The organism is Neisseria montereyensis (assembly GCF_024834045.1).
Lineage (GTDB): Bacteria > Pseudomonadota > Gammaproteobacteria > Burkholderiales > Neisseriaceae > Neisseria > Neisseria montereyensis.
Map to the genome: position 1 here is coordinate 491,685 of NZ_JANUXW010000001.1, position 21,872 is coordinate 513,556.

The 21,872-nt window shown below is 45.3% G+C and carries 20 protein-coding genes; 13 read left to right on the plus strand and 7 right to left on the minus strand.

The window, feature by feature from the left end:
* Positions 1-147: 147 nt before the first annotated feature.
* The 7 genes from pssA (at position 148) to NXS09_RS02240 (ending at position 5,748) form a co-directional block, all read left to right on the plus strand.
* Positions 148-909, plus strand: coding sequence for a CDP-diacylglycerol--serine O-phosphatidyltransferase (gene pssA, locus NXS09_RS02210; protein WP_259290916.1), 762 nt, complete (start codon positions 148-150; stop codon positions 907-909).
* A gap of 60 nt (positions 910-969) precedes the next feature.
* A complete protein-coding gene (locus tag NXS09_RS02215; protein ID WP_259290917.1) occupies positions 970-1,800 on the plus strand; it encodes a sulfite exporter TauE/SafE family protein in 831 nt (276 codons plus the stop codon).
* 330 nt (positions 1,801-2,130) lie between these two features.
* Complete coding sequence (gene thiD, locus NXS09_RS02220) at positions 2,131-2,955, plus strand: bifunctional hydroxymethylpyrimidine kinase/phosphomethylpyrimidine kinase (protein WP_259290918.1); 825 nt, start codon at positions 2,131-2,133, stop codon at positions 2,953-2,955.
* 445 nt (positions 2,956-3,400) lie between these two features.
* Positions 3,401-4,117 (plus strand): hypothetical protein, encoded by a 717-nt coding sequence (locus NXS09_RS02225; protein ID WP_259290919.1) that lies wholly within the window; start codon positions 3,401-3,403, stop codon positions 4,115-4,117.
* Positions 4,118-4,340: 223 nt separating this feature from the next.
* Positions 4,341-4,595, plus strand: a complete 255-nt coding sequence (locus NXS09_RS02230) for a hypothetical protein (RefSeq protein WP_259290920.1) — start codon at positions 4,341-4,343, stop codon at positions 4,593-4,595.
* 230 nt (positions 4,596-4,825) lie between these two features.
* On the plus strand, positions 4,826-5,080 hold the full coding sequence (locus NXS09_RS02235; protein WP_259290921.1) for a hypothetical protein: 255 nt from the start codon (positions 4,826-4,828) through the stop codon (positions 5,078-5,080).
* Positions 5,081-5,493: 413 nt separating this feature from the next.
* Positions 5,494-5,748, plus strand: coding sequence for a hypothetical protein (locus tag NXS09_RS02240; RefSeq protein WP_259290922.1), 255 nt, complete (start codon positions 5,494-5,496; stop codon positions 5,746-5,748).
* A 104-nt stretch (positions 5,749-5,852) separates the two neighbouring features.
* Here NXS09_RS02240 and cutA read toward each other — a convergent pair whose 3' ends face one another.
* The 3 genes from cutA to hda are packed head-to-tail and all read right to left on the minus strand — an operon-like array spanning position 5,853 to position 7,523.
* Positions 5,853-6,176 (minus strand): divalent-cation tolerance protein CutA, encoded by a 324-nt coding sequence (cutA, locus tag NXS09_RS02245; RefSeq protein WP_259290923.1) that lies wholly within the window; start codon positions 6,174-6,176, stop codon positions 5,853-5,855.
* 13 nt (positions 6,177-6,189) lie between these two features.
* Positions 6,190-6,858 carry a histidinol-phosphatase gene (locus tag NXS09_RS02250; protein ID WP_259290924.1) on the minus strand — a complete coding sequence of 223 codons (669 nt, stop codon included), beginning with the start codon at positions 6,856-6,858 and terminating at the stop codon, positions 6,190-6,192.
* Positions 6,855-7,523, minus strand: a complete 669-nt coding sequence (gene hda / locus NXS09_RS02255) for a DnaA regulatory inactivator Hda (RefSeq protein WP_259290925.1) — start codon at positions 7,521-7,523, stop codon at positions 6,855-6,857. Before hda ends, NXS09_RS02250 begins: the two co-directional genes overlap by 4 nt.
* Before the next feature lie 229 nt (positions 7,524-7,752).
* On the opposite strand from hda, the gene NXS09_RS02260 reads away from it, so the two are divergent.
* Entirely contained in the window at positions 7,753-8,409 is a 657-nt protein-coding gene (locus tag NXS09_RS02260; protein ID WP_259290926.1) for a DedA family protein, read from the plus strand.
* Between the two features lie 64 nt (positions 8,410-8,473).
* Here the strand turns inward: NXS09_RS02260 and NXS09_RS02265 are convergent, their stop codons facing one another.
* A complete protein-coding gene (locus NXS09_RS02265; RefSeq protein ID WP_259290927.1) occupies positions 8,474-9,523 on the minus strand; it encodes a histone deacetylase family protein in 1,050 nt (349 codons plus the stop codon).
* A gap of 184 nt (positions 9,524-9,707) precedes the next feature.
* On the opposite strand from NXS09_RS02265, the gene yajC reads away from it, so the two are divergent.
* From yajC to secF, 3 genes are all read left to right on the plus strand, one after another.
* Complete coding sequence (gene yajC, locus NXS09_RS02270; protein ID WP_259290928.1) at positions 9,708-10,004, plus strand: preprotein translocase subunit YajC; 297 nt, start codon at positions 9,708-9,710, stop codon at positions 10,002-10,004.
* 72 nt (positions 10,005-10,076) lie between these two features.
* On the plus strand, positions 10,077-11,927 hold the full coding sequence (gene secD / locus NXS09_RS02275; protein WP_259290929.1) for a protein translocase subunit SecD: 1,851 nt from the start codon (positions 10,077-10,079) through the stop codon (positions 11,925-11,927).
* Positions 11,928-11,932: 5 nt separating this feature from the next.
* Complete coding sequence (secF, locus tag NXS09_RS02280) at positions 11,933-12,868, plus strand: protein translocase subunit SecF (protein ID WP_259290930.1); 936 nt, start codon at positions 11,933-11,935, stop codon at positions 12,866-12,868.
* Between the two features lie 92 nt (positions 12,869-12,960).
* Here secF and ubiB read toward each other — a convergent pair whose 3' ends face one another.
* The 3 genes from ubiB to smc all read right to left on the minus strand — a co-directional run bounded on the left by ubiB (position 12,961) and on the right by smc (position 18,924).
* The gene (ubiB, locus tag NXS09_RS02285; protein WP_259290931.1) at positions 12,961-14,472 is read right to left on the minus strand and encodes a ubiquinone biosynthesis regulatory protein kinase UbiB; all 1,512 of its coding nucleotides are present in this window, start codon (positions 14,470-14,472) and stop codon (positions 12,961-12,963) included.
* A gap of 283 nt (positions 14,473-14,755) precedes the next feature.
* Positions 14,756-15,292, minus strand: coding sequence for a DUF2059 domain-containing protein (locus NXS09_RS02290; protein WP_259290932.1), 537 nt, complete (start codon positions 15,290-15,292; stop codon positions 14,756-14,758).
* A gap of 137 nt (positions 15,293-15,429) precedes the next feature.
* Entirely contained in the window at positions 15,430-18,924 is a 3,495-nt protein-coding gene (gene smc / locus NXS09_RS02295; protein WP_259290933.1) for a chromosome segregation protein SMC, read from the minus strand.
* 449 nt (positions 18,925-19,373) lie between these two features.
* On the opposite strand from smc, the gene NXS09_RS02300 reads away from it, so the two are divergent.
* A complete protein-coding gene (locus tag NXS09_RS02300; protein WP_259290934.1) occupies positions 19,374-20,270 on the plus strand; it encodes an OmpA family protein in 897 nt (298 codons plus the stop codon).
* Between the two features lie 29 nt (positions 20,271-20,299).
* Positions 20,300-21,872: Ig-like domain-containing protein (locus tag NXS09_RS02305; protein WP_259290935.1), on the plus strand; the 1,573-nt coding region annotated here is incomplete at its 3' end.

Consider the following 21,872-nt stretch of genomic DNA (forward strand, 5'->3'; position numbering starts at 1 on the left):
TATCTGTTTTTATAAAAAATCAAATAGATAAAAATAACATCAATATTCGGACGGATAGATACAGGCGTAGATTTACGGCATGGCACCGGCTTGCGTTATAATCGGCCTCAGATTGATTCAATTTTTGAAACGGCTTACGGAATAATAATGACTATTCAGCAAAATCCACCCCCCCGATTCAGAGACTCATTTGCGCAAAACAGCATTTACCTGCTGCCCAATTCGTTTACATTGGCAGCCTTGTTTTCGGCATTTTTTGCTATTACGCAGGCCATGCACGGGAATTATGAAACGGCAGCCATTGCTGTTTTTATATCGATGCTGCTTGACGGTATGGACGGCCGGATTGCCCGTTGGACCAACAGCCAGAGTGCTTTCGGCGAACAGCTCGACAGCCTGGCCGATATGGTCAGCTTCGGTGTGGCGCCGGCTTTGATTGCCTATAAATGGCAATTATGGCAGTTTGGCAAACTCGGTTATTCGGTGGCTTTTATTTATTGTGCCTGTGCCGCTTTACGCTTGGCCTTGTTCAATACCTTAATCGGCAAGGTTGATAAACGTTGGTTTATCGGCATCCCCAGCCCCACGGCAGCCGCCTTGATTGTCGGCATGATTTGGGTAAACCATAGCTATGAAGAGATTGCTTTTGCCTCTTGGTTCTGCCTTGTGATTACATTATTTGCGGGCCTTTCTATGGTGGTTCAGATTCCGTTTTGGAGTTTTAAAGAAGTTAATGTACGCAAAAAAGTACCGTTTTATACCATGATTATGTTTATGTTGGTTTTAGCGGTAGTGACTTTGGAGCCTTCATTGGCATTGTTTCTGTTTTTCTTGGCATACAGCCTGTCGGGCTATGTGATGTATCTATGGAAATGCCTGAAAAAACGCCGGAATAAGCAGGCCGTCTGAAAATGATGGCCGATAAATATTATCGGCCGATTGATGTTGCGATAGCTAAAAAGAGCGTTTATGTTTGATATTCAACTGATTCTTGTCATGCTTGCGGTGGGTGCTTTTGCCGGCTTTATTGCAGGCTTGCTCGGCATTGGCGGCGGCATGATTGTCGTACCGGCAGTGCTGTGGGTATTGCAGTTTCAAGGCTTGGATCAGATGGCGCATGCGCAACATTTGGCCGTAGGCACTTCGTTTGCCGTTATGGTATTCACCACGTTTTCCAGTTTGATGGCGCAAAAACGTAAAGGTGCGGTAGATTGGAAAGTGGTGATACACATGGCGCCGGGTATGATTATCGGCGCTTTGGCCGGTTCGTCTGTGGCGAAATATATCCCCAATAAAAGTTTGCAGATTTTTTTTATTGCTTTTGCCATATTTATGGCCGTGAAAACCTTATTGGATATGCGGCCCCGGCCGACATCCAAGCCGGAATCGTCGCGCGGTCTGCCGGGTAGGGTCGGACTTAGCGTTGTCGGCGTTTTGTTCGGCATTATATCGAGCTTGGTCGGTATCGCCGGCGGTTCGTTATCGGTGCCGTTTTTACTGTATTGTCATGTGCCGATTCATAAAGCAGTCGGCACTTCGGCCGGTTTGGCTTGGCCGATTGCAGTGTCGGGTGCACTGGGGTATCTCTATTCGGGCTGGCACATTGGCGGATTGCCGTCGGGAACTTTGGGCTTCTGGTATCTTCCGGCGGTGGCGATTTTAAGTGCGTCAACCATTATTTTTGCGCCTATCGGTGTTAAAGCCGCCCATAAATTGCCGCCGGCCAAACTTAAACTGGCATTTGCCATGTTATTGCTGGTAATTGCATTCAGAATGCTGTTTAAAATTATCTATCCTTAGAATTATCATTGTTGTTTCAATGATATTTTTGTTATTTAATTTTATATTGGGTAGTGTTTTGTTTTCAGACGGCGTTCGATTGAATTTAAAGTGATTGGTCAATCTTTTATTTCCAGTTATGGCTGTTTAACTGGTGGCTATTAAAAAATAAATTTTTTTAATATCAATATCCGCTTGAAGCACGGCACACTGTATTGGAAACCAAAATGAAAAAATAATATCTATATTTCGTAAACCAAAGCGGTTGGTAATATGATTCGACTCGGCGGAGTCGGATTTTCTAAGTTATATCGACGATAAGAATATATTTTTTATTAATGAGGAAAAACAATGCCCAGTAAACCAATCACCAGAGCACTGACGATTGCCGGTTCGGATTCCGGCGGCGGTGCCGGCATTCAAGCCGATTTGAAAACATTTGGCGCACTTGGCGCATATGGTGCCAGCGTGATTACTGCCGTTACCGCTCAAAATACGCAGGGCGTACAGGCCGTGCATACGGTTCCGCCTGAAATCATAGCGGCACAATGCGAGTCGGTATTTTCGGATATCCGCATCGATGCCGTTAAAATCGGCATGTTGCCCGATATTGAAACGATAAAAACGGTTGCTGCCGCATTGCGCAAATACAACAATAACGGCTTTTTAGTACTTGACCCCGTATTGGTGGCAACATCCGGCGATAATTTGGCTTTGGAAGATACCGTTGCCGTAATGTGCGAAGAACTTTTGCCTTTAGCCGATGTGATTACACCCAATCTTAATGAGTTGGCCAAACTAACAGGCAATCCGCTTGCAAAAAACGAAGAGGAAATGCTGGCTCAGGGGCAGCAGTTGATGGAAAAAGGTGCGGAAGCGGTTTTATTAAAAGGCGGTCATTGGGTCGACAGCAAAGAAGCAAGCGATTGGCTATTGGCAGATGATCAGGAACCGCAATGTTTTCGCAGCAGCCGTGTCGATACAATAAATACGCACGGAACTGGTTGTACGCTTGCCGCAGCCATTGCCGCTTTGCGCCCGCAGCGTACCAGCCTGAGTACGGCAGTGGCTGCCGCCAAAACCTATTTACACGGTGCAATAGAGGCGGGTGCAGGATGGCGTGTCGGTAAAGGGTCGGGCCCGTTGGCTCATTTTTGGCGACAATATCGTGATTAATCCGATAGTCTGAAACTGTTGCATCTTGCCTGCTTTATACAAGAATAAACATTCTTTATCAAAACAAGGCTTGTAATAAATGTCTAATGCCATTATATTGCTTTAATCCGATATTAATGACAACAATAATGAAAGGAGACGATGATGCAACACCGCAGACGTCAAACTATTTTTCAGGCAGCAAAACGGGCATTTAACGCCCCTAAACCTGATGATAGCAACCATGCGACCGGTAAAGGCGCTTAATACTTAAAGCTATTTAATTGCTTTTTGTATATTTGAAAATTAAGCCGTCTGGATTCAGACGGCTTTTTTGTGCCTATAGTCAAGCTAACTAAAGTTTGAAAAAGATTACAAACGGCTTTATGATATAAGAATTAATCTATTTGATTTTTATATGATTAATTATTGTTAAAATTATTTTTTATTTTATAAGGGAATCTGTATGAATAATAAAGCGAGAAATCTGGAACATCGGGTAGGTCATTCTATTTTCCCCGGCTTTAACGATAAACAGGGTCTTATGATTTGCGGCTATGAATGGGGGGAGAGTAAATCCGATGAAAAGCACAATATAGAAAATCCCGACTATAAAATTGATTATAGTATCGAATGTACATTTTCAAATAAGCGCCTGCGTTATGGCCAAGATGCTGATAGTTGGCCTTATGACAGAGCCATTAAAAAATGGTTTAAGCATTGGGGGCACCCTTTGGACAATGAAAATTCACCATTAGAGCAAGATTTTCAGAAGTCTATTTTACAGACCAATTGGTTGGATGAACAGAATAATAATATGGATGGGCGCCATACTAAACAAGAATTAATTGATAACCAAGAAGATTTTTTGGATTTAATTAGACAATATGAACCTTTATTAATCATTTTTGTAGGTAGTAAATTAATTCAAGTTTTGAATAACAAAGCAGTATTGCCACAATTTGAAGCTTTAATGGGTGCACGACAATCTGCTTATACAGAAAAATCATTTGGTTATAGAAAGCCCAAATTTCGCTTTCAATCTTTTCAAAAATGCCAAGTAGTATGTTGTCCACATCCGGCTTATCGCGGGGGTATTAGCGATGAATATATTGATTTTTTTAAACCGGATATGAATCAACTCATTATAGAGTATAAAAAATCCCGTGGTTTTAAGCTTTAACTGAGTATTGATTGGCAGGCCGTCTGAAAGATTTCAGACGGCTTGTCATATTGTGTTTCCATATTGGTTTTAAGATTTCTTATTAGGAAACTAACATTTAATAAAATAGATATTTATTAATTATTGGTTGTTTTATATAATACACACATCAATAAAGCAAACGGCAGTTTATAAATTGCCGAATATTAAAACCCAATAAAAAATACACCAGAGGACAATTATCATGAAAAAAACAATGCTTACTTTCGCCGCTTTAGCTACTTTCGCCGCTTCTTTCGCTTCTGCCAAAGGCGCCCACATGCCGGCATATAACCATGCTAATGATTCAGGCTCGATTGTCGGTTTAGAACAAGTTCCACACAACGGTCCGGTAGTGGTTACTAAAGATGATGATATGGTTAGATTTGTTTTCCCCGGTAGCACCGATACCAAAGAAATTGCTGGTTATGAATATTTAGGCCGTACCGAACCACGTTAATCCGGTACCACATTAAAAAACGAACAGGTCGTCTGAAAATCAGACGGCCTTTTATATTGCTGTTTTAATAGCAACTTAAGATTTCTTATTAAGAAACGAATACTCAATAAAATAGCTATTTATCAATTATTGGTTGTTTTATACAATACACACATCAACAAAGCAAACAGCAGTTTAAACATTGCTGAATATTAAAAACCTGATAAAAAATACACCAGAGGATAATTATCATGAAAAAAACAATGCTTACTTTCGCCGCTTTAGCTACTCTTGTTACTTCTTTCGCTTCTGCTAAAGGTGCCCACATGCCGGCATATAACCATGCTAACGATTCAGGCTCGATTGCCGGTTTAGAGCAAGTTCCACACAACGGTCCGGTAGTGGTTACTAAAGATGATGATGTGGTTAGATTTGTTTTCCCCGGCAACACCGATACCAAAGAAATTGCTGGTTATGAATATTTAGGCCGTACCGAACCGCGTTAATCCGGTGCCGTATTAGAAAGCAAACAGGCCGTCTGAAAATTTTTCAGGCGGCCTGTTTTATATGGGGAGGCTATTTTTAATAGCCAATCACCATATTGATATCAATACCGTGAAGATATGTATGGCTGAGGCAATAGAAGTCGCCTGAAAAACCAAATATCCATCCGGCCGGATAGGCTGCCAAAATCGGTCAGAACAAGCTTGTTTGGTTTTTTATAGATGCTTTCAACCAATCCGAGTATAAAACGACCTACCGCTACATGGTTTCTTATTAGGAAATGGATGTTAAACAAAAATGATATTTATCAATCGCTTAGATTTTTATAGAATAAAGATAACAACACAGCAGGCAAGTTTGAAGTACCGCCTGATTTTTAACCGATAAAAATAACACATAATGGAGGACAATTATCATGAAAAAAACAATGCTTACTTTCGTTGCTTTAGCTACTTTCGCCGCTTCTTTTGCATCTGCCAAAGGTGCACACATGCCGGCATATAACCATGCTAATGATTCAGGCTCGATTGCCGGTTTAGAGCAAGTTCCACATAACGGTCCGGTAGTGGTTACTAAAGATGATGATGTGGTTAGATTTGTTTATCCCGGCAACACCGATACCAAAGAAATTAGTGGTTATGAATATTTAGGCCGTACCGAACCGCGTTAATCCGGTATAGCATTAAAGAATCAAACAGGCCGTCTGAAAATCTTTCAGACGGCCTGTTTTGCATGGAATAAAAGTGAAAATATTTATAAAGACAGATTGGGAAATTACAAACCTAATTGGGTTTTCATCCACCGCAGATAGGGAATAAAGCCTCTGCTTATCGGTTGCATAATAATTTGCGGGCAGTCATAGCTATGGTTTTGCACAATGATTTTTTCAATGGCTTTATAGTGGCAACGTGCGGTTTTAATAACAATGCGGATTTCTTCATCGCTACACAAGCTGCCTTCCCACACATATTGGCTGAAAATGGGCTCGTATTGCACACATGCGGCGAGTTGTTGAGTTAGTAATAAACTGCCGATACGCTCTGCTTCTTCGCGGTTCGGTACGGTTGTGGTCACGACGACGGGTTTGAATTGCGGCATTTCAGACGGCCTTTTATTTAAAGTTTAATACAGGCCAGCCTTTTTCTTCGGCTTCCTGTTGCAAGACTTCATCAGGGTTGACGGCAACCGGGTCGCTAACGATACGCAGTAAAGGCAGATCGTTTTTAGAATCGCTGTAAAAATAAATTTTGCCATAACTTGCTTGTGTTTCACCGCGTGCTGCCAGCCATTCGTTTAGGCGGGTGATTTTGCCTTCTTTTAGGCTGGGGGTGCCGATATAGTTACCGGTGTAGTTGCCGTCGGCATCGGTTTCCAGTTGGGTGCCGATAATGTTTTCAATGCCGAATAAATGGCAAATCGGGGTGATGATAAATTCGTTGGTGGAGGAAATCACCAAGAGCTCGTCACCGGCATTGCGATGGCTTTGTACCAGCATTTTTGCCATAGGGGAAATATGCGGGCTGATAAACTTTTCGGTAAATTCTTGGTGCATGGCGGCCAGTTCTTCACGGTTGAAGCGGCTTAGTGGCTCGAGGTGGAATTTGAGAAATTCGTCAATATCCAAACAGCCGTTTTGATAGTCATGATAGAACTTATCATTTTGTTTGCGGGTATGCTCAACATCAACCACGCCTTTTTCCATTAGGTATTGCGGCCATGAATGATCGGAATCGGTGTTGATTAGGGTGTTGTCTAAATCAAAGATAGCAAGGTTTTTCATTCTGTTTCCTGTTGTTTCAGCAGTTGGCGCAAAAGGGGCAGGGTGATGCGCTTGCCCATAGATACGGCGTAATTGTCTAGGTGGTCGAGCATTTGTATGAGGCTGTCTATATCGCGCCGCCAATGGTTGAGCAGATAGCGGAAGATTTCCGGTGCGATAACCAACTGGCGTGCGGCAGCCATGCTGACCAAGGCATCTATTTTTTCTTCGTCGCTTAAAGGTTTGACATCATAAATCAGGCAGTAGCCCACCCGTGTGCGTAAATCTTCCCGAATGGCCAGTTGTTGCGGCGGCACATCGGCACTCAGTAATAAAAAGCCGTGATTGCTGTTTCGGAAACGGTTGAATAGGGCGAATAATAGTGCTTGGTCGTTGTCGCTGAGCTTGTCGATTTGATCGACGGCCACATATTCGGCATCGAGAATTTGTTCGGAAAGCGGTGTTTGCGGTACATCGATATACACGGCTTTTTTACCGGCCGCTACGGCTTGTGCCACCCATGCTTTTAATAAATGGCTTTTACCCGATCCTTCATGCCCCCAAACGTAAAGAAACTGCCCGTGTTGCTGTTGCAAAACGTGCAGAAGTTCGGCATTGGCCGTACCCAAGAATTTATCGAAAGAAGGATAATCCTGAGTAGTAAAATCAAAAATAAGCTGGTTCACGGAAATGGGCTGTTTTAATGTCTTTCAGACGGCATTGTACGTTGTTTCGGCAAAGCGTATCAAGCCGCACTGCCGGCTGTTTGTTTGGTAGAATGCAGGCTTTTGCTTAACATAGCGGCCTAATAAAATACGGGAAACCAATCAGGCCGGAAACCATCCAAACTTACGCTATCATGCCGTTTATATCTTTTCAGACGGCCTTTGGCCACTTATACGGAAGCTTACGCTAATGGAATTTTTTTCTGCCATTATTGATTTTATCTTACATATTGATCAGCATCTTACCGAACTTTCTTCTCAATACGGTGCATGGATTTATGCTATTTTATTTCTGATTATTTTTTGTGAAACCGGCTTGGTGGTAACCCCTTTCTTGCCGGGCGATTCATTGTTGTTTGCGTCCGGCGGTATTGCCGCCATCGGTGAAATGAATATTCATGTGATGGTTTTGTTGCTGACCTTGGCGGCCGTTTTGGGTGATGCGGCTAATTTTCTGATTGGTAAATATTTTGGCGCCAAACTTTTTGCCAATCCGGATTCTAAAGTTTTTAAACGCAGTTATTTGGATAAAACTCATCAGTTTTATGAAAAATACGGCGGTAAAACCATTATTATCGCCCGCTTTGTGCCGATTGTGCGTACGTTTGCGCCCTTTGTGGCCGGCATGGCGAATATGCACTATGGTCGGTTTATACGCTTTAATATTATCGGTGCGGTATTGTGGGTGGTATTGTTTTCTTATGCCGGTTATTTTTTCGCCAATATTCCGGTGGTGAAAAATAATCTTGGTTTGGTGCTCGGTGCCATTATTGTGATTTCGGTATTGCCCGGCATTATTGAGGTTATCCGTGCCAAACGTGCGGCCAAGCGTGAGTCGGATAATTAAATATAAATGTATATGATAGGCCGTCTGAAACTTTCAGACGGCTTTCTTGATACACAAATCTTATTTAGTTGTTTTTGGTTTCTTGATCTTTTAAAAGCCGATCATATTGAAGCGCATATTCCGGTTGGCCTAATCCGGCCAATACATGCAGGTGTGCCGCTGCTGATTTGGCAAGGCAATCTAAGGTATAGCCGCCTTCCAAAACCGAAACAATCCGGCCTTTACAACTTGAGGCCGTCTGAATAATTTTATCGGTTAGCCATGCATAGTCGGCTTCGTTCAGATTCAGATGGCCGGTTTCATCCCGTGCATGGCCGTCAAAACCTGCAGAGAGTAAAACCAATTCGGGTTTGAATGCTTTAAGTTTGGGCAGCCAATGCGCACGGATGGCTTCACGGAAAACACTACTACCGGTTTGTGACGGAAATCCAATATTGACACAATGTGTATTATCGCCGTCGCAACATTGGGGTGGGAACGGGTATAAGTCTTGTTGGTAGCAGTTTAAAAACAATACCCGTGGGTCGTCTTTAAAAATTTCAGCCGTACCATCGCCAAAATGGACATCGAAATCGATGACGGCAATCCGTTTTAGGCGAAACCGTGAAATAGCGTGCATTGCACCTATGGCTACATTGTTTAGCAGACAGAATCCGGCGGCCTTATCGCTTTGCGCATGATGGCCGGGCGGTCGGACGGCACAAAAAGCATGAAAAGCATCTTTTTTCATCACCATATCTACCGCTTTGACCACCGCTCCGGCGGCATAACGGGCGGAAAGCAATGATTGGCTGCACATAACCGTATCGTCGTCTAAACGGTAGATTTTACCTTTGCGCGGTTGCATGGATTCAAGAAAACGAAGGTATTTGCGCGGATGCACCAAAGCCAATCGGCTGTCTTCTATTTCAGGTGCTTGAATTTTTTGCAGGGTTTTCCAGATACCTTGTTTTTTTAACTCTTTTTCAATGGCCGGAATCCGTTGCGGTGATTCGGGATGTGAAATATCGATTAAGCTTTCTGTGAAAATAGAATGGCTTATCCAGGTAGTTTTTGCCCGTTTGCCGATAAAACGGCGTAATTTTGAACGCATATACCGTATTATTCTGTTCATAAACGTTTTTCCGCAAATCATTGTTTTACAATATATAGATAGTATTTTTCAGACGGCCTTGTTATAAATATGACGCATCATGGGCGGAAACTGCTTGGAAAAATCCGCACCGCCCTTTAGAATAGCTTATTTCCGACGGCAATCCAAACAGTTTGCCCCGATCATTATATAAGGAATGGACAATATGATTGATTTTGCTTATGCCGCCGATGCCGCAGCCCAACCTAACATTTTAATGCAATTTGCCCCGTTGGTGCTGATTCTGGTGGTATTTTATTTCTTGGTTATGCGACCCCAGCAAAAAAAATTCAAAGCTCATCAAGCGATGATTGCTGAATTGAAACGTGGCGATAAAGTGTTGTTGTCATCCGGTTTCAAAGGTACGATTAACAAAGTGGGCGAGCAGTTTTTTACTGTGGAAATCGCCCGTAATGTGGAAGTTGAAGTCGAACGCAACGCTGTTTCCGGCAAAGTTGAATAATTATTTCTACCCTAAGAGCCGCTGCATTTCTGCTGCGGCTGTTTGTCTTTATACAGTAAGTGAAGGTTTACCATGAACCGCTATCCGCTTTGGAAATACCTGCTGGTTGTTTTCACCATTATTTTAGGCATTATTTATACCTTGCCTAATCTGTTTGGCGAAACGCCTGCCGTACAGGTATCCACCAACCGACAATCTATTATTATCAATGATCAAACCCAAGCCCGTGTCGCCGAAGCCCTTCAGAAGGCCAATATTCCGACCGATGGCATGTTTATTGTCGATAATTCTTTGAAAATCCGTTTCAAAGACACCGAAACGCAATTAAAAGCCCGCGATGTGGTGGAAAATGCCTTGGGCGAAGGCTATATCACTGCACTCAACCTGTTGGCCGACAGCCCGACATGGATGGCCAAAATCAATGCCAATCCGATGTTTTTGGGTTTGGACTTGCGCGGCGGGGTACATTTCACCATGCAGGTGGATATGGAAGCGGCGATTCAGAAAACATTCGAGCGTTACTCGGGCGATATCCGCCGTGAGTTGCGCCGTCAGAAAATCCGCAGCGGTACTATCCGCCGTACCCAAAACAGCCTAACCGTTCCGTTTCGTGATGCGGCCGATTTGGAAAAAGCCTTACCGAGATTACGCGAATTTTTCCCTGAAGCAACGTTAACCGAACAAGGTAATAACTTGGTGGTGACGCTCTCTCAGCAATTGCTTGATCAAGTGCGCAGCGATGCATTGAAACAAAACATCACCACCTTGCATAACCGTGTAAATGAATTGGGTGTGGCCGAACCGGTTATCCAACAGTCCGGTGCCGAGCGTATTGTGGTGCAATTGCCGGGTGTACAAGATACCGCCAAAGCCAAAGACATTATCGGCCGTACCGCCACTTTGGAAGTGCGTATGGTATCGGATGATGTTTCTCAGATTCAGGCGGCATTGGCCGGTAATGTGCCGGATGGCTACGACCTGCTTTATACCGCCGGCGAGATGCCGCAGCCGACTTTAGTGAGCAAACAAGTCGAGCTGACTGGCGACAATATCAACGATGCCCAACCCGGTTTTGACGAGCAGGGTGCCCCTGCTGTTAATATTAATTTGGACGGCACCGGCGGCAGTATTTTCGCCGATCTGACCGCACAAAATGTCGGCAAACGTATGGCGATGGTGTTAATCGACCAAGGCAAGGCGGAAGTGGTCACCGCACCGGTTATCCGTTCGGCCATTACCGGCGGCCGCGTTATGATTTCGGGCAGTATGTCGACCGCAGAAGCCAATGATACTTCATTATTACTGCGTGCCGGTTCGTTGGCTGCCCCGATGGAAATCGTTGAGGAACGCACCATCGGCCCGTCTTTAGGTAAAGAAAATATTGAAAAAGGCTTTAATTCCACTTTATGGGGTTTTGCCATTGTTGCCTTGTTTATGGTGTTCTATTACCGCTTAATGGGCGTATTCTCAACCATCGCCTTGAGCACCAATATTCTGTTCTTATTGGCTATTTTGTCGGCCTTGCAAGCCACATTAACACTGCCCGGTATTGCCGCCCTAGCTTTAACGTTAGGTATGGCGATTGACTCCAACGTTTTGATTAACGAACGGATTCGTGAGGAATTGAGTGATGGCGTTCCGCCGCAGCAGGCCATCAGCGTCGGTTATCAGCATGCTTGGGCGACCATTGTCGATTCGAATATTACTTCGCTGATTGCCGGTATCGCGTTGCTGATTTTCGGCTCGGGCCCCGTGCGCGGTTTTGCCGTGGTGCACTGTTTGGGTATTCTGACTTCGATGTATTCATCGGTTGTGGTTTCCCGTGCATTGGTTAACTTGTGGTACGGCCGCCGTCGTAAACTCAAACACATTTCCATCGGTACGGTTTGGAAGCCTGCCAATAAAGCAGCCGGTCAGGAGTAAGCAATATGGAATTATTTAAAATGAAACGTGATATTCCGTTTATGAGCTACGGAAAAATCACAACGTTTATTTCACTGGTTACGTTTATTGCCGCTGTTTTCTTCTTGGTAACCAAAGGCTTGAATTTTTCCGTCGAATTTACCGGCGGTACGGTTATGGAAGTGCAGTACGAACAAAGTGCCGATATTAATGAGATGCGGGAAAAATTGGATACGCTTCAGTTGGGCGATGTTCAAGTACAGGCATTGGGTACCAACCGGCACATTATGATACGTCTGCCGAATAAAGAAGGCGTGGCTGCAGCGCAATTGTCTAATAGCGTAATGAACTTGCTCAGACAAGACCGTTCAGATGTTTCTTTGCGACAAGTCGAATTTATCGGACCGCAAGTGGGCGATGAGTTGGTAACCGGCGGTATGTTGGCTTTAAGTATGGTGGTAATCGGCATTATTATTTATTTGTCGGTTCGCTTTGAATGGCGTTTTGCTGTTTCGGCCATTATTGCCAATATGCACGACGTGGTGATTATTCTCGGCTTTTTTGCCTTTTTCCAATGGGAATTTTCTTTAACCGTCTTGGCTGGTATTTTGGCGGTGTTGGGTTATTCGGTAAACGAATCGGTGGTGGTGTTCGACCGTATCCGTGAAAACTTCCGTAAACCGAGTATGCGTAATAAAACCGTTCCGCAGATTATCGATAATGCTATTACTTCAACCATGAGCCGTACGGTGATTACCCACGGTTCGACCGAAGCGATGGTATTGTCTATGCTGATTTTCGGTGGTGCGGCACTGCACGGCTTTTCACTTGCGCTCACTATCGGTATCGTATTCGGTATTTATTCTTCGGTATTGGTTGCCAGCCCGCTATTGCTGATGTTTGGCTTGAGCCGTGAAAATCTGGCCAAACCGCAGAAGCAAAAAGAAGAAGCAGTTGTGTAATCCGTTTGATGTATTTAAAGTTAGTTGTTAACGAGGCCGTCTGAAATCATTCAGACGGCCTCGTTATTTGCGTATTATCTATATTGAAATGATTATTTGAATAAAACAATCAAGAGTAGTGCAATGGCAATTACCGCCAGCCATAGGCTTTGCCGCTGTTGGATTTTAACCAGATGAATATAGGCATCGCGCATTTCCTGTTGTCGGTTTTCATCCACCAGCATATTGATTTTACGCGGCAGTGCGGGCAGGATTTGCGCCCAATCGGGAGCTTCGTTTTTAAGGTTGTTCCAAAAGGCTTTGGGGCCGATTTGTTCGCCCATCCATTGGGTTAGGAATGGTTTGGCGGTTGCCCATAAATCCAAATCGGGATCAAGCTGGCGGCCCAAGCCTTCGATATTCAATAATGTTTTTTGTAGTAAAACCAATTGAGGTTGGATTTCAACATTAAAACGGCGACTGGTTTCAAACAGGCGCATTAATACCAAACCGAATGAAATTTGCGATAAGGGTTTGTTGAAAATCGGTTCGCACACCGTCCGTACGGCGGCCTCCAATTCTTCGGCACGGGTTTCCGGCGGTACCCAGCCCGATTCGATATGTGCCATAGCAACGCGGTGGTAGTCGCGGTTGAAAAAGGCCAGAAAGTTAATAGCCAGATAGCGTCGGTCGTAATCGGTAAGGCTGCCGACAATGCCGAAATCTAAGGCGATATAGCGGCCATCGTCGGCTACTAAAATATTGCCGGGGTGCATATCGGCATGAAAAAAACCGTGTCGGAATACTTGGGTAAAAAAGATTTCTACGCCATAGCGGGCGAGGGTTGATAAGTCGATATTTTTGGCTTTCAGCGCGGCAATATCGGATACCGGTGTACCTTCCATCCATTCAATAGTCAGTACGTCGCGGCTGCAGTAATCATAATAAACATTGGGCACAATCAGCATGTCGCTGTTTTTGAAATTTCGGCCGAGCTGGCTGGCATTGGCGGCCTCACGCATGAGGTCTAATTCGTCGTGCAGATATTGATTGAATTCGGCCACGACTTCACGCGGCTTCAGGCGTTTGCCGTCGGCAAACAGGCGTTCGACCCAACCGGCGGCAAAACGCAATAAAGCCAAGTCTTGCTCGATAACGGGCAATATATTGGGGCGTAAAACTTTAACGGCTACTTGCTCGCCACTATGCAGACGTGCTTTGTGCACTTGGGCGATGGATGCGCTGGCAATCGGTTCGGTTTCGAATTCGGCATAAAGCGTTTCGATGGATTGGCCGAGGGAGGATTCGATTTGATTTCGTGCCAGTGTAGCATCAAAAGGCGGTACACGGTCTTGCAGTTTGGCCAATTCCGTTGCGTATGGCGCGGGAATGAGGTCGGGGCGGGTGGAAAGCACTTGGCCGAATTTCACAAAAATCGGTCCCAGAGATTCTAAAGCCAAACGGAGGCGTACGGGGAGCGGATCATTTTTGGTTTGTGATGACTGCGGTATTTTCTGTATAAGGGCTTGCAGCCATTTTTGACGGATGTGCCCGGCAAATAAATCGGTGAGTCCGTAACGGTAAACAGTTTGGGTAATGGTGCGGGTGCGTTTAAGCCATTTCATGATGTTGTCTTCAGACGGCGTATCGAAAAGGGGGATTATAAAGCATGAGGGCTTTGGGTTATAGGGTGAAATGGTCTGAAAATATAGATTGTTTCCGTTCGGATGGCATATCCTTATTTTTAGATGGCGTATTGAGGATTGCCGTAAGCTATTTTATGAGTAAGGTATGCCGTCTGTTTCAAACAAATATGGTTGGGCTATTTGATAGCCCTAAGTTTTTGCCCAATGTTTTCAGACGGCATTTAAAGTTTATTCAAAAATTCTTTTTATTCTATTTGTTTTCTTATTTACAGGTATCCCGACCACAAATAATCTGATTGATTTCACGATTGAGTTTGGCCTGATTTTGTTTGTCATATTGTTGCAGGTTACGCTCAATAACAATGGGGAGTGACAACATAACGACTGCCATGTATTGCGGCATTTTTGCGTTAATCGACTGGCCTATGGGGGAACCGTAAAAAGCAATCATGGCATCTACTTCTTCTTGGGTATAGATTTTACGGATACCGTCAATGGCGATGCGTCGGCCGTCGGCACGGGTTTGCGCATTGTTGATGGCGGCCGCCTGATTGCGTATGTATTGATCCAGTTTGGCCTTTATTGCTGCGCGTTTGTTTGCCGGTACGCTTTGAATGGCTTCTTGATAGCGAGGGTCTGTAAGAGTAGTGTTAGGTATGTTTTGAAAAGAGGCATCCATAATTTTATCAAATTGTTGCACTTTCATTAAGCGCTCCAGAGATTCGGTAGATGGTTCCGCCGCCCATACGGATGTGGCGCCGAGCAATAGAGTCGCGGCTAAGATGAGTTTATTCTTCATATTCGTATTTCCTTTTTTGTAGGTTAAGTATTAAGTTTAAATTTAGTTATATAGCATTTTATATGTAATCAAAATCGGGCTGGATTATTGCATAAACGGGAAGAGGTTTCTAGCAGGTTGGTATTGGATTTGGGGATTTAAGCCGGTTCGGCCATGCTTAAAGCCTGTTGGATATCAACGGCAACAATTCGGGAAACCCCTTTTTCCTGCATGGTAACGCCGATAAGCTGTTCGGCCATTTCCATAGTTAGTCGGTTATGGGAAATATAGAGGAATTGAGTTTGTGCCGACATTTCTTTCACGAGGTTGCAGAAACGGCCGGTATTGGCATCGTCCAACGGTGCATCTACTTCGTCTAAGAGGCAGAACGGGGCGGGATTGAGGCTGAATAGGGCAAAAACCAAACTCATGGCGGTTAGGGCTTTTTCACCGCCGCTCAACAGATGGATGGTGCTGTTTTTCTTGCCGGGCGGGCGCGCCATAATGGATACGCCGGCGCTGAGTAAGTCGTCGCCGATCATATGTAGTTTGGCTTCGCCGCCGCCGAACAGGGTTGGGAAAAAGGTTTGTACTTTTTCATTCACGGCATCAAACGTTTCTTTGAAACGGGCTTTGGTTTTGCTGTCGATTTGGTCGATGGCTTCTTCGAGTAGGTCGATAGCGGCTTGTACATCTTCGCTTTGGCTGCGGTAATAATCGTCGCGCTCGCGTGCTTCTTCCAATTCTTGTAAGGCGGCAAGGTTAACGGCGCCGAGGGCTTCGATTTGCTGAGACAGACTGCCGATATCATTGTTGAGCGACTTTAATCCGCCCGATTCGGCGGCAAGTGTTGCCAGTGCGTCGAGATCGGCTTCGCGTTCGGTTAGGTTTTGATGAAAGCGTTTGGCGTTTAATAAGGCTTCTTGTTGTTGCAGTAGTGCGGTTTGGGTAGCGGCTTGTAATTGCGGCAGTTTGGCCGATAGGGTTTGCTGGCGGGCGTATTGCTCGCGGCCTTCTTCTTGGGTAGCCGCCAATTGCTCTTGTATCGCGGCGTATTGTTCGTCGAGGGTGTGCACGGATTCGGTAAGGTGTTCGAGTTTGGCGTGTTGTTCGCTGTTTTGTGCTTCGGTTTCATACGCAAGCGCCAGTTCGGATTGGCGTTCCTGCCAGTCGAGTGTTTGTTGTTCGAGTTGGGCTAACTGGTGTTGGAAGTTTTGTTTTTGTTGCTGCAGTTTGTGCACGGCCACTTCGACCAAACCGTATTGGCGGTTGGTTTCGAGTAAGGCGAGCTGGGCTTGTTTCAGACGGCCTTGTTGTGCCTGGCGGTTGCCGCCGATACTTTGTTGCTGTTGTTCCAGCTCTGCGGCTGCTTCGGTTAGCGTGGCAATATCGTCTCTGAGGCCGTCTGAAGTTTGTTCGAGAATGATTTGTTCTTCTTCGAGTTGTAGCAGTTCGTGCTCGATATGTTCGCGGCGGATTTGCCCTTGATTGGTGCGGGCAAGCAGTTCGGCGGCGCGGTTTTGGGCGGATTGGTATTGCTGGCTGTGTTGTTTTTGCTGTTGATGTAGGTTTTTATAGTGTAGTTCGGCGGCGTTTAAGGCATTTTGTGCCTGAGTGTAGTCATGCTCGGCGGCCTTGAGTTTGGGGTTTAAGGTTTCGAGTTCGGTTGAAAGTTCGTCTAAGCGTGTTTTGCGTGCGATGAGGTTTTCTTGCGCGGCTTGGGCGTATAACACAACGCTGACACGGTCGATTTGATGGCCTTCGGGGGTTAGCCAGATTTGGCTGCCTTGTAAGTCGTTTTGGTGTTGAATGGCAAACTCAAGATTGGGGGCGCATAACACGCCGTCCAGCCAATGATGTAAGGCCGTCTGAAACGGTGCTTGCGCTTGAATTTGATTTAGCAATGCTTGGGCGAGCAGGGTTTTTTTCAGGCCGCCTGAGAGTTTGTCGCTTATCCATGCCGCACGTCCTTCGGGTAGTGGGGCGGGGGCGGTGAATGATTCGGGTACGGCACGGGCGTGCAAGCGTTCGGCCAGTATCACACCTAACGCGTGTTGCCAGTCGGCCGGCGCTTTAATGTGTTGCCATAGTTGCGGTGCCTGATTGGCATTGGTGTGTTGCCAAAAGTCGGTTTGGGCGGTTTCATCTTGGGCGAGCAATTGTGCCAGTGCCTGTTGCTGCGCTTGCAGGGTAATATATTGTTGTTGTAATTGCTGTTGTGCTTGTGAGGCCGTCTGAAAGTATTCCCGTTGGGTATTGAGTTGCTCTTCGGCGATTAAGATTTGTTCTTCGTAATGTTCTTGTTGGCTTTGCAATAGGGCAGCCTGTTCTTGGGCTGCCGCTGTTTCGTGTTCGTCGGGTAGGTTTAAGGCTTGGCTTTCTTGTTTCAGACGGCCTTGTCGGGCTTGCTGTTGTTGCAGGGTTTGTTCGGCATGGCTAAGTTGTTGCTGTTTTAAAGCCAGTTCGCGCTTGAGCCGGTTATGCTCGTCTTGTTGGTTTTGATAGGCGGTGTTTAAGGTGATTTGGGCTTCTTCTAATTCGGGCAGGCGTTCTTCATGCTCGGCAACCAGCATGGCCAGTTCGGCCAGTTCGGTTTGCTTCTCTTCGATTTGAAAGTCGGTTTCTTCTTGTTGTGCACGGATTTGCTGTTGTTCTTGGTGAATCCGTTGCAATTGTGCCTGTGCGGCGGCTTTGTCGCGTTCGATGCGCTGGTGTAGGTTTTGTTGGTGTCGGATTTGTTCTTCCAAACGGGCGATTTGTTCGCGCAAAACACCGCGCTGGTTGCTGATATTGTGCACGCTTTGTTGTTGGGCTTGCTCGGTGGCCTGTAGTGCGTGAATCCGGTCGGTTAGGGTTTGGATTTGGGCGGCGGTTTCATCTTGCTGTTGTTGGAAAGCTTGGTGTTGCGCCGTTGCTTTATCGGCAGCGGTTAGGGATTGCTGCCATTGTACATAATCCAACAGGTCTTGCTGTTGGGTGAGTTGGCGGCTGAGTGTTTGATAACGCTCTGCGGTTTCGGCCTGTTTTTCGAGCTTTTCGACTTGGCGCGCCAGCTCACTTTGCAGGTCTGCCAGCCTTTGCAGATGTTCGCGCGTATCTTTCAGACGGCCTTCTGTTTCTTTGCGTCTTTCTTTGTATTTGGATACGCCTGCGGCTTCTTCTATATAGGCGCGCAGCTCTTCGGGGCGTGCTTCGATAATTCTGGAAATCATGCCTTGTTCGATAACGGCATAACCCCTTGCGCCTACCCCTGTTCCTAAAAATAAATCGGTAATGTCCCGTCGGCGAACCACTTGATTGTTGATGTAGTAAGTCGATTCGCCCTGGCGAGTGAGCTGGCGTTTGATGCTGACTTCGCCATATTGCCCCCATGCGCCCTGAAGACTGTGGTCGCTGTTATCAAAAACCAGTTCTACCGAAGCCCGTGGCGCCGGCCGGCGGGTGGCTGCGCCGTTAAAAATCACATCTTGCATGCTTTCACCACGAAGCTGCTTGGCCGAAGCTTCGCCTAAAACCCAACGCACGGCATCGATAACGTTTGATTTCCCGCAGCCGTTGGGGCCGATAACGGCGACCAGCTGTCCGGGTACATGAATGGTGGTGGGGTCGGTGAAAGATTTAAAACCGGCTAGCTTAATGTGGGTAAGGCGCATGATTTAGGAGCGATAAAAGGAAAGCCGATATTTTAGCGTAAATAACCTGATTGGTGTTTTATAGAAGTTATAGAAAAATTATTGTTTTATCGTTTTTTATAAACATAGTGTTGCAAAAAAGATAATTTTTAATGTAATTATTGTTTTAATATATTTTTTTGCATTTTATTTTTATTTAATTATTAAAATTCAAAGAGTTAATTTTTTTATCTGGAAAGTAAAAAATAAACTTTGTTCTGTAACAAAATACCTGTTATCCGAAAAAAAATACCGTTGGTATGCATGTGTGTGAAAGATTTTGTAATGCGTATATCATCTTAATATTGCAATGTACTATGCCGTATGAAAATATATTGTGTCAAAGTTTAGCAATAACTGGGGATGTTTGTGTTTATAACAAAAATGCGTCTGAACGCAGATGCGTCTTAAATTATCAGGAGTTTTGAGTCATGTTTCAATATCGTAAATTATTGTGGATGTTATTACCGCTTACCGCTATGGGTTGTGTTTCGCATCCTAAAGAAAGTTGGGTAGATACTCAACAGGCTGCTTACAGCACTGCTGTACCGGAAAATCGTTCGTCCGTTGTAATTTACCGTCAGGCGGGTGCGGTTGAAGGACCGACAGTTAATATTTATGTAAACGGCCAATATTCAGGTTCTCTGCAACCTAATGCATATCGTCAAGAAACAGTTTGTGCGCAGAACCAACGGTTTTATGCGGAATTTACCAAACAAGATATCGGCTATCGCAACAAACATCAATTAGGTGATTATTATAATCTCCCTGAATCAGCCGTATCTTTCTTTAAAGTAGTGGATGATGGTAATGGCAATCCTGTGTTACGCGCCGTTTCTCCTGAACAAGCAGAGCAGGAAATGCAAGGGATTCCCCGTCAAAATCATACTCTTTCCCGTGTAGTTAGCTCGGAAAAATGTGCGGTTGTTTTGAAAAAATACAGCTTGCAAGCTTCCGCACTATTTAAATTCGACCGGTCGGACTATGCCAGCGTGCTGCCGAAAGGTAAGCAAGAATTAACGAATATCTCTAATGAAATCAAACAAAATCCTGATTTAATTCGCGGTATTGCCGTGGTGGGTCACGCAGATCCCGCCGGATCACCGGAATACAATCAAAAACTTTCATATGACCGTGCGGTTACCGTGAAAAAAGTACTTGAAGATACCGGATTGGATAAACGGTTAATTAGCGCTGAAGGTAGAGGGGAGCGCGAATTGGTTGTGAACAATTGCCGTGTTCAACATCCAAACAATAGTAAAGCGCGTATCGCGTGTGATCAGCCTAACCGTCGTGTGGATGTGATTCTGCATGGTGAAAAACAATAAATTAAATTAAACATTATAAGGTGAATAAAATGTCTAGAAATATTACTTTAAATATTAATAATGCCAAGCAAACCATTGAAACGGTTAAATTTCAGACGGCTTCAGGCGAAGTATTACGCATTCCTGCGCAAGCAGATGTCAATTATCAGTTTGTAGAAGATTTAACACAATTTGCTCCGGAAAATATTATGACCAAACGCGTTGGTGATGACCTCACCATAGCTTTTGAAGGCACCGATATTGAAAATCCCGATTTGATTTTGGAAGGCTATTACTCAAATGAAACCGGTGCTTCAAAAAGTAGTTTGCTTATCGGTCAGCACGAAAACGGTAACATCTATCCGTATGTGCCGGAAAGTACCGAAGTTTCTGATGCTGTTACCATGTTGGCCGAAGAAGTTCTGGCAGGACAAGCTTTGGGTGGGGAAATTATCGCCGCTACATGGGCATTTAATCCATTTTGGTTGTTGGCTTTAGTGCCGATAGGTGCATTAGCCGCATCAGGAGGTCATGGCGGTGGTGATAATCATCGTGAGCCGAGCATTACTGTAGATGCGCCGGATAATACCAATGACAATACCCCTGAAATTAAAGGTGTTGCCAGTAATGTAGCGCCCGATAGTGTGGTGACTGTCGTATTAACAGATAGTCAAGGTGTTAGCCAATCCGTTTCCGTAACTGTTGGCGAAACAGGTGAATATTCTGTCGTGCCGTTAAACCCGTTGGCCGACGGCGAATATACGGCTACTGCAACTGTTGTCACTCCTTCAAATCAATCTGCGACTGCAACAGATCCGGGTAGTATTGATACTACCGCACAAATTACGGTAGATGCACCGGATGATATTACGGATAACACTCCGACTATTACCGGTACGGTTACAGATGTGGAAGAAGGCCAAGTTGTTACATTGGAAATTACCGCTTCTGATGGTACTAAACAAACTGTTAGTACCGTAGTAAATGCAGACGGTACTTATAGTGTAGATGTGCCCAATGCATTACCTGATGGCGAGTATAGCGTTACTGCAACCGTTAAAGATAAGTTGGGTAATGAAGGTACTGCTACGGATAACGGTTCGGTAGACACCACTGCATCCATTACCGTAGAAGCCCCTGATTTAACCGGTGACAACACCCCGACCATTACCGGCACCACTCAAGATGTGGAAGAAGGCCAAGTCGTGACCGTTGTGGTGACCGACAGCACCGGTGCGACCCAAACCATCACCACCACCGTTAAAGCGGACGGTAGCTACAGCGTAGAGGTACCGAATCCGTTGGCCGACGGCGAATACACTGCCAAAGCCAGCGTAAGCGACAAAGCCGGTAACAGCGCCACTGCCGAAGACAATAACGGCAATGTGGTTGACACCACCGGTCCGAGCATCAGCGTAGATGCCCCGGATAACACCGGTGACAATACCCCGACCATTACCGGTAAAACCGACGCACCGGAAGGTTCGGAAGTAACCGTTGTGGTAACCGATGCCAACGGCGCCACCCAAACCGTTACCACCACCGTAAACGGTGACGGCAGCTTCAGCGTAGACGTACCGGGTGAATTGCCTGACGGTGACTACACTGTAGATGCCAAAGTGA

What these genes read in the sequence shown, in the direction of transcription:
- NXS09_RS02260 (WP_259290926.1), top strand. Translation starts at nt 7,753, where the DNA reads ATGGAATTTTTTTCTGCCATTATTGATTTTATCTTACATATTGATCAG.
- NXS09_RS02230 (WP_259290920.1), top strand. Translation starts at nt 4,341, where the DNA reads ATGAAAAAAACAATGCTTACTTTCGCCGCTTTAGCTACTTTCGCCGCT.
- pssA (WP_259290916.1), top strand. Translation starts at nt 148, where the DNA reads ATGACTATTCAGCAAAATCCACCCCCCCGATTCAGAGACTCATTTGCG.
- NXS09_RS02240 (WP_259290922.1), top strand. Translation starts at nt 5,494, where the DNA reads ATGAAAAAAACAATGCTTACTTTCGTTGCTTTAGCTACTTTCGCCGCT.
- NXS09_RS02300 (WP_259290934.1), top strand. Translation starts at nt 19,374, where the DNA reads ATGTTTCAATATCGTAAATTATTGTGGATGTTATTACCGCTTACCGCT.
- NXS09_RS02225 (WP_259290919.1), top strand. Translation starts at nt 3,401, where the DNA reads ATGAATAATAAAGCGAGAAATCTGGAACATCGGGTAGGTCATTCTATT.
- NXS09_RS02265 (WP_259290927.1), bottom strand. Translation starts at nt 9,523, where the DNA reads ATGAACAGAATAATACGGTATATGCGTTCAAAATTACGCCGTTTTATC.
- NXS09_RS02215 (WP_259290917.1), top strand. Translation starts at nt 970, where the DNA reads ATGTTTGATATTCAACTGATTCTTGTCATGCTTGCGGTGGGTGCTTTT.
- ubiB (WP_259290931.1), bottom strand. Translation starts at nt 14,472, where the DNA reads ATGAAATGGCTTAAACGCACCCGCACCATTACCCAAACTGTTTACCGT.
- secD (WP_259290929.1), top strand. Translation starts at nt 10,077, where the DNA reads ATGAACCGCTATCCGCTTTGGAAATACCTGCTGGTTGTTTTCACCATT.
- secF (WP_259290930.1), top strand. Translation starts at nt 11,933, where the DNA reads ATGGAATTATTTAAAATGAAACGTGATATTCCGTTTATGAGCTACGGA.
- cutA (WP_259290923.1), bottom strand. Translation starts at nt 6,176, where the DNA reads ATGCCGCAATTCAAACCCGTCGTCGTGACCACAACCGTACCGAACCGC.
- NXS09_RS02290 (WP_259290932.1), bottom strand. Translation starts at nt 15,292, where the DNA reads ATGAAGAATAAACTCATCTTAGCCGCGACTCTATTGCTCGGCGCCACA.
- thiD (WP_259290918.1), top strand. Translation starts at nt 2,131, where the DNA reads ATGCCCAGTAAACCAATCACCAGAGCACTGACGATTGCCGGTTCGGAT.
- smc (WP_259290933.1), bottom strand. Translation starts at nt 18,924, where the DNA reads ATGCGCCTTACCCACATTAAGCTAGCCGGTTTTAAATCTTTCACCGAC.
- NXS09_RS02250 (WP_259290924.1), bottom strand. Translation starts at nt 6,858, where the DNA reads ATGAAAAACCTTGCTATCTTTGATTTAGACAACACCCTAATCAACACC.
- yajC (WP_259290928.1), top strand. Translation starts at nt 9,708, where the DNA reads ATGATTGATTTTGCTTATGCCGCCGATGCCGCAGCCCAACCTAACATT.
- NXS09_RS02235 (WP_259290921.1), top strand. Translation starts at nt 4,826, where the DNA reads ATGAAAAAAACAATGCTTACTTTCGCCGCTTTAGCTACTCTTGTTACT.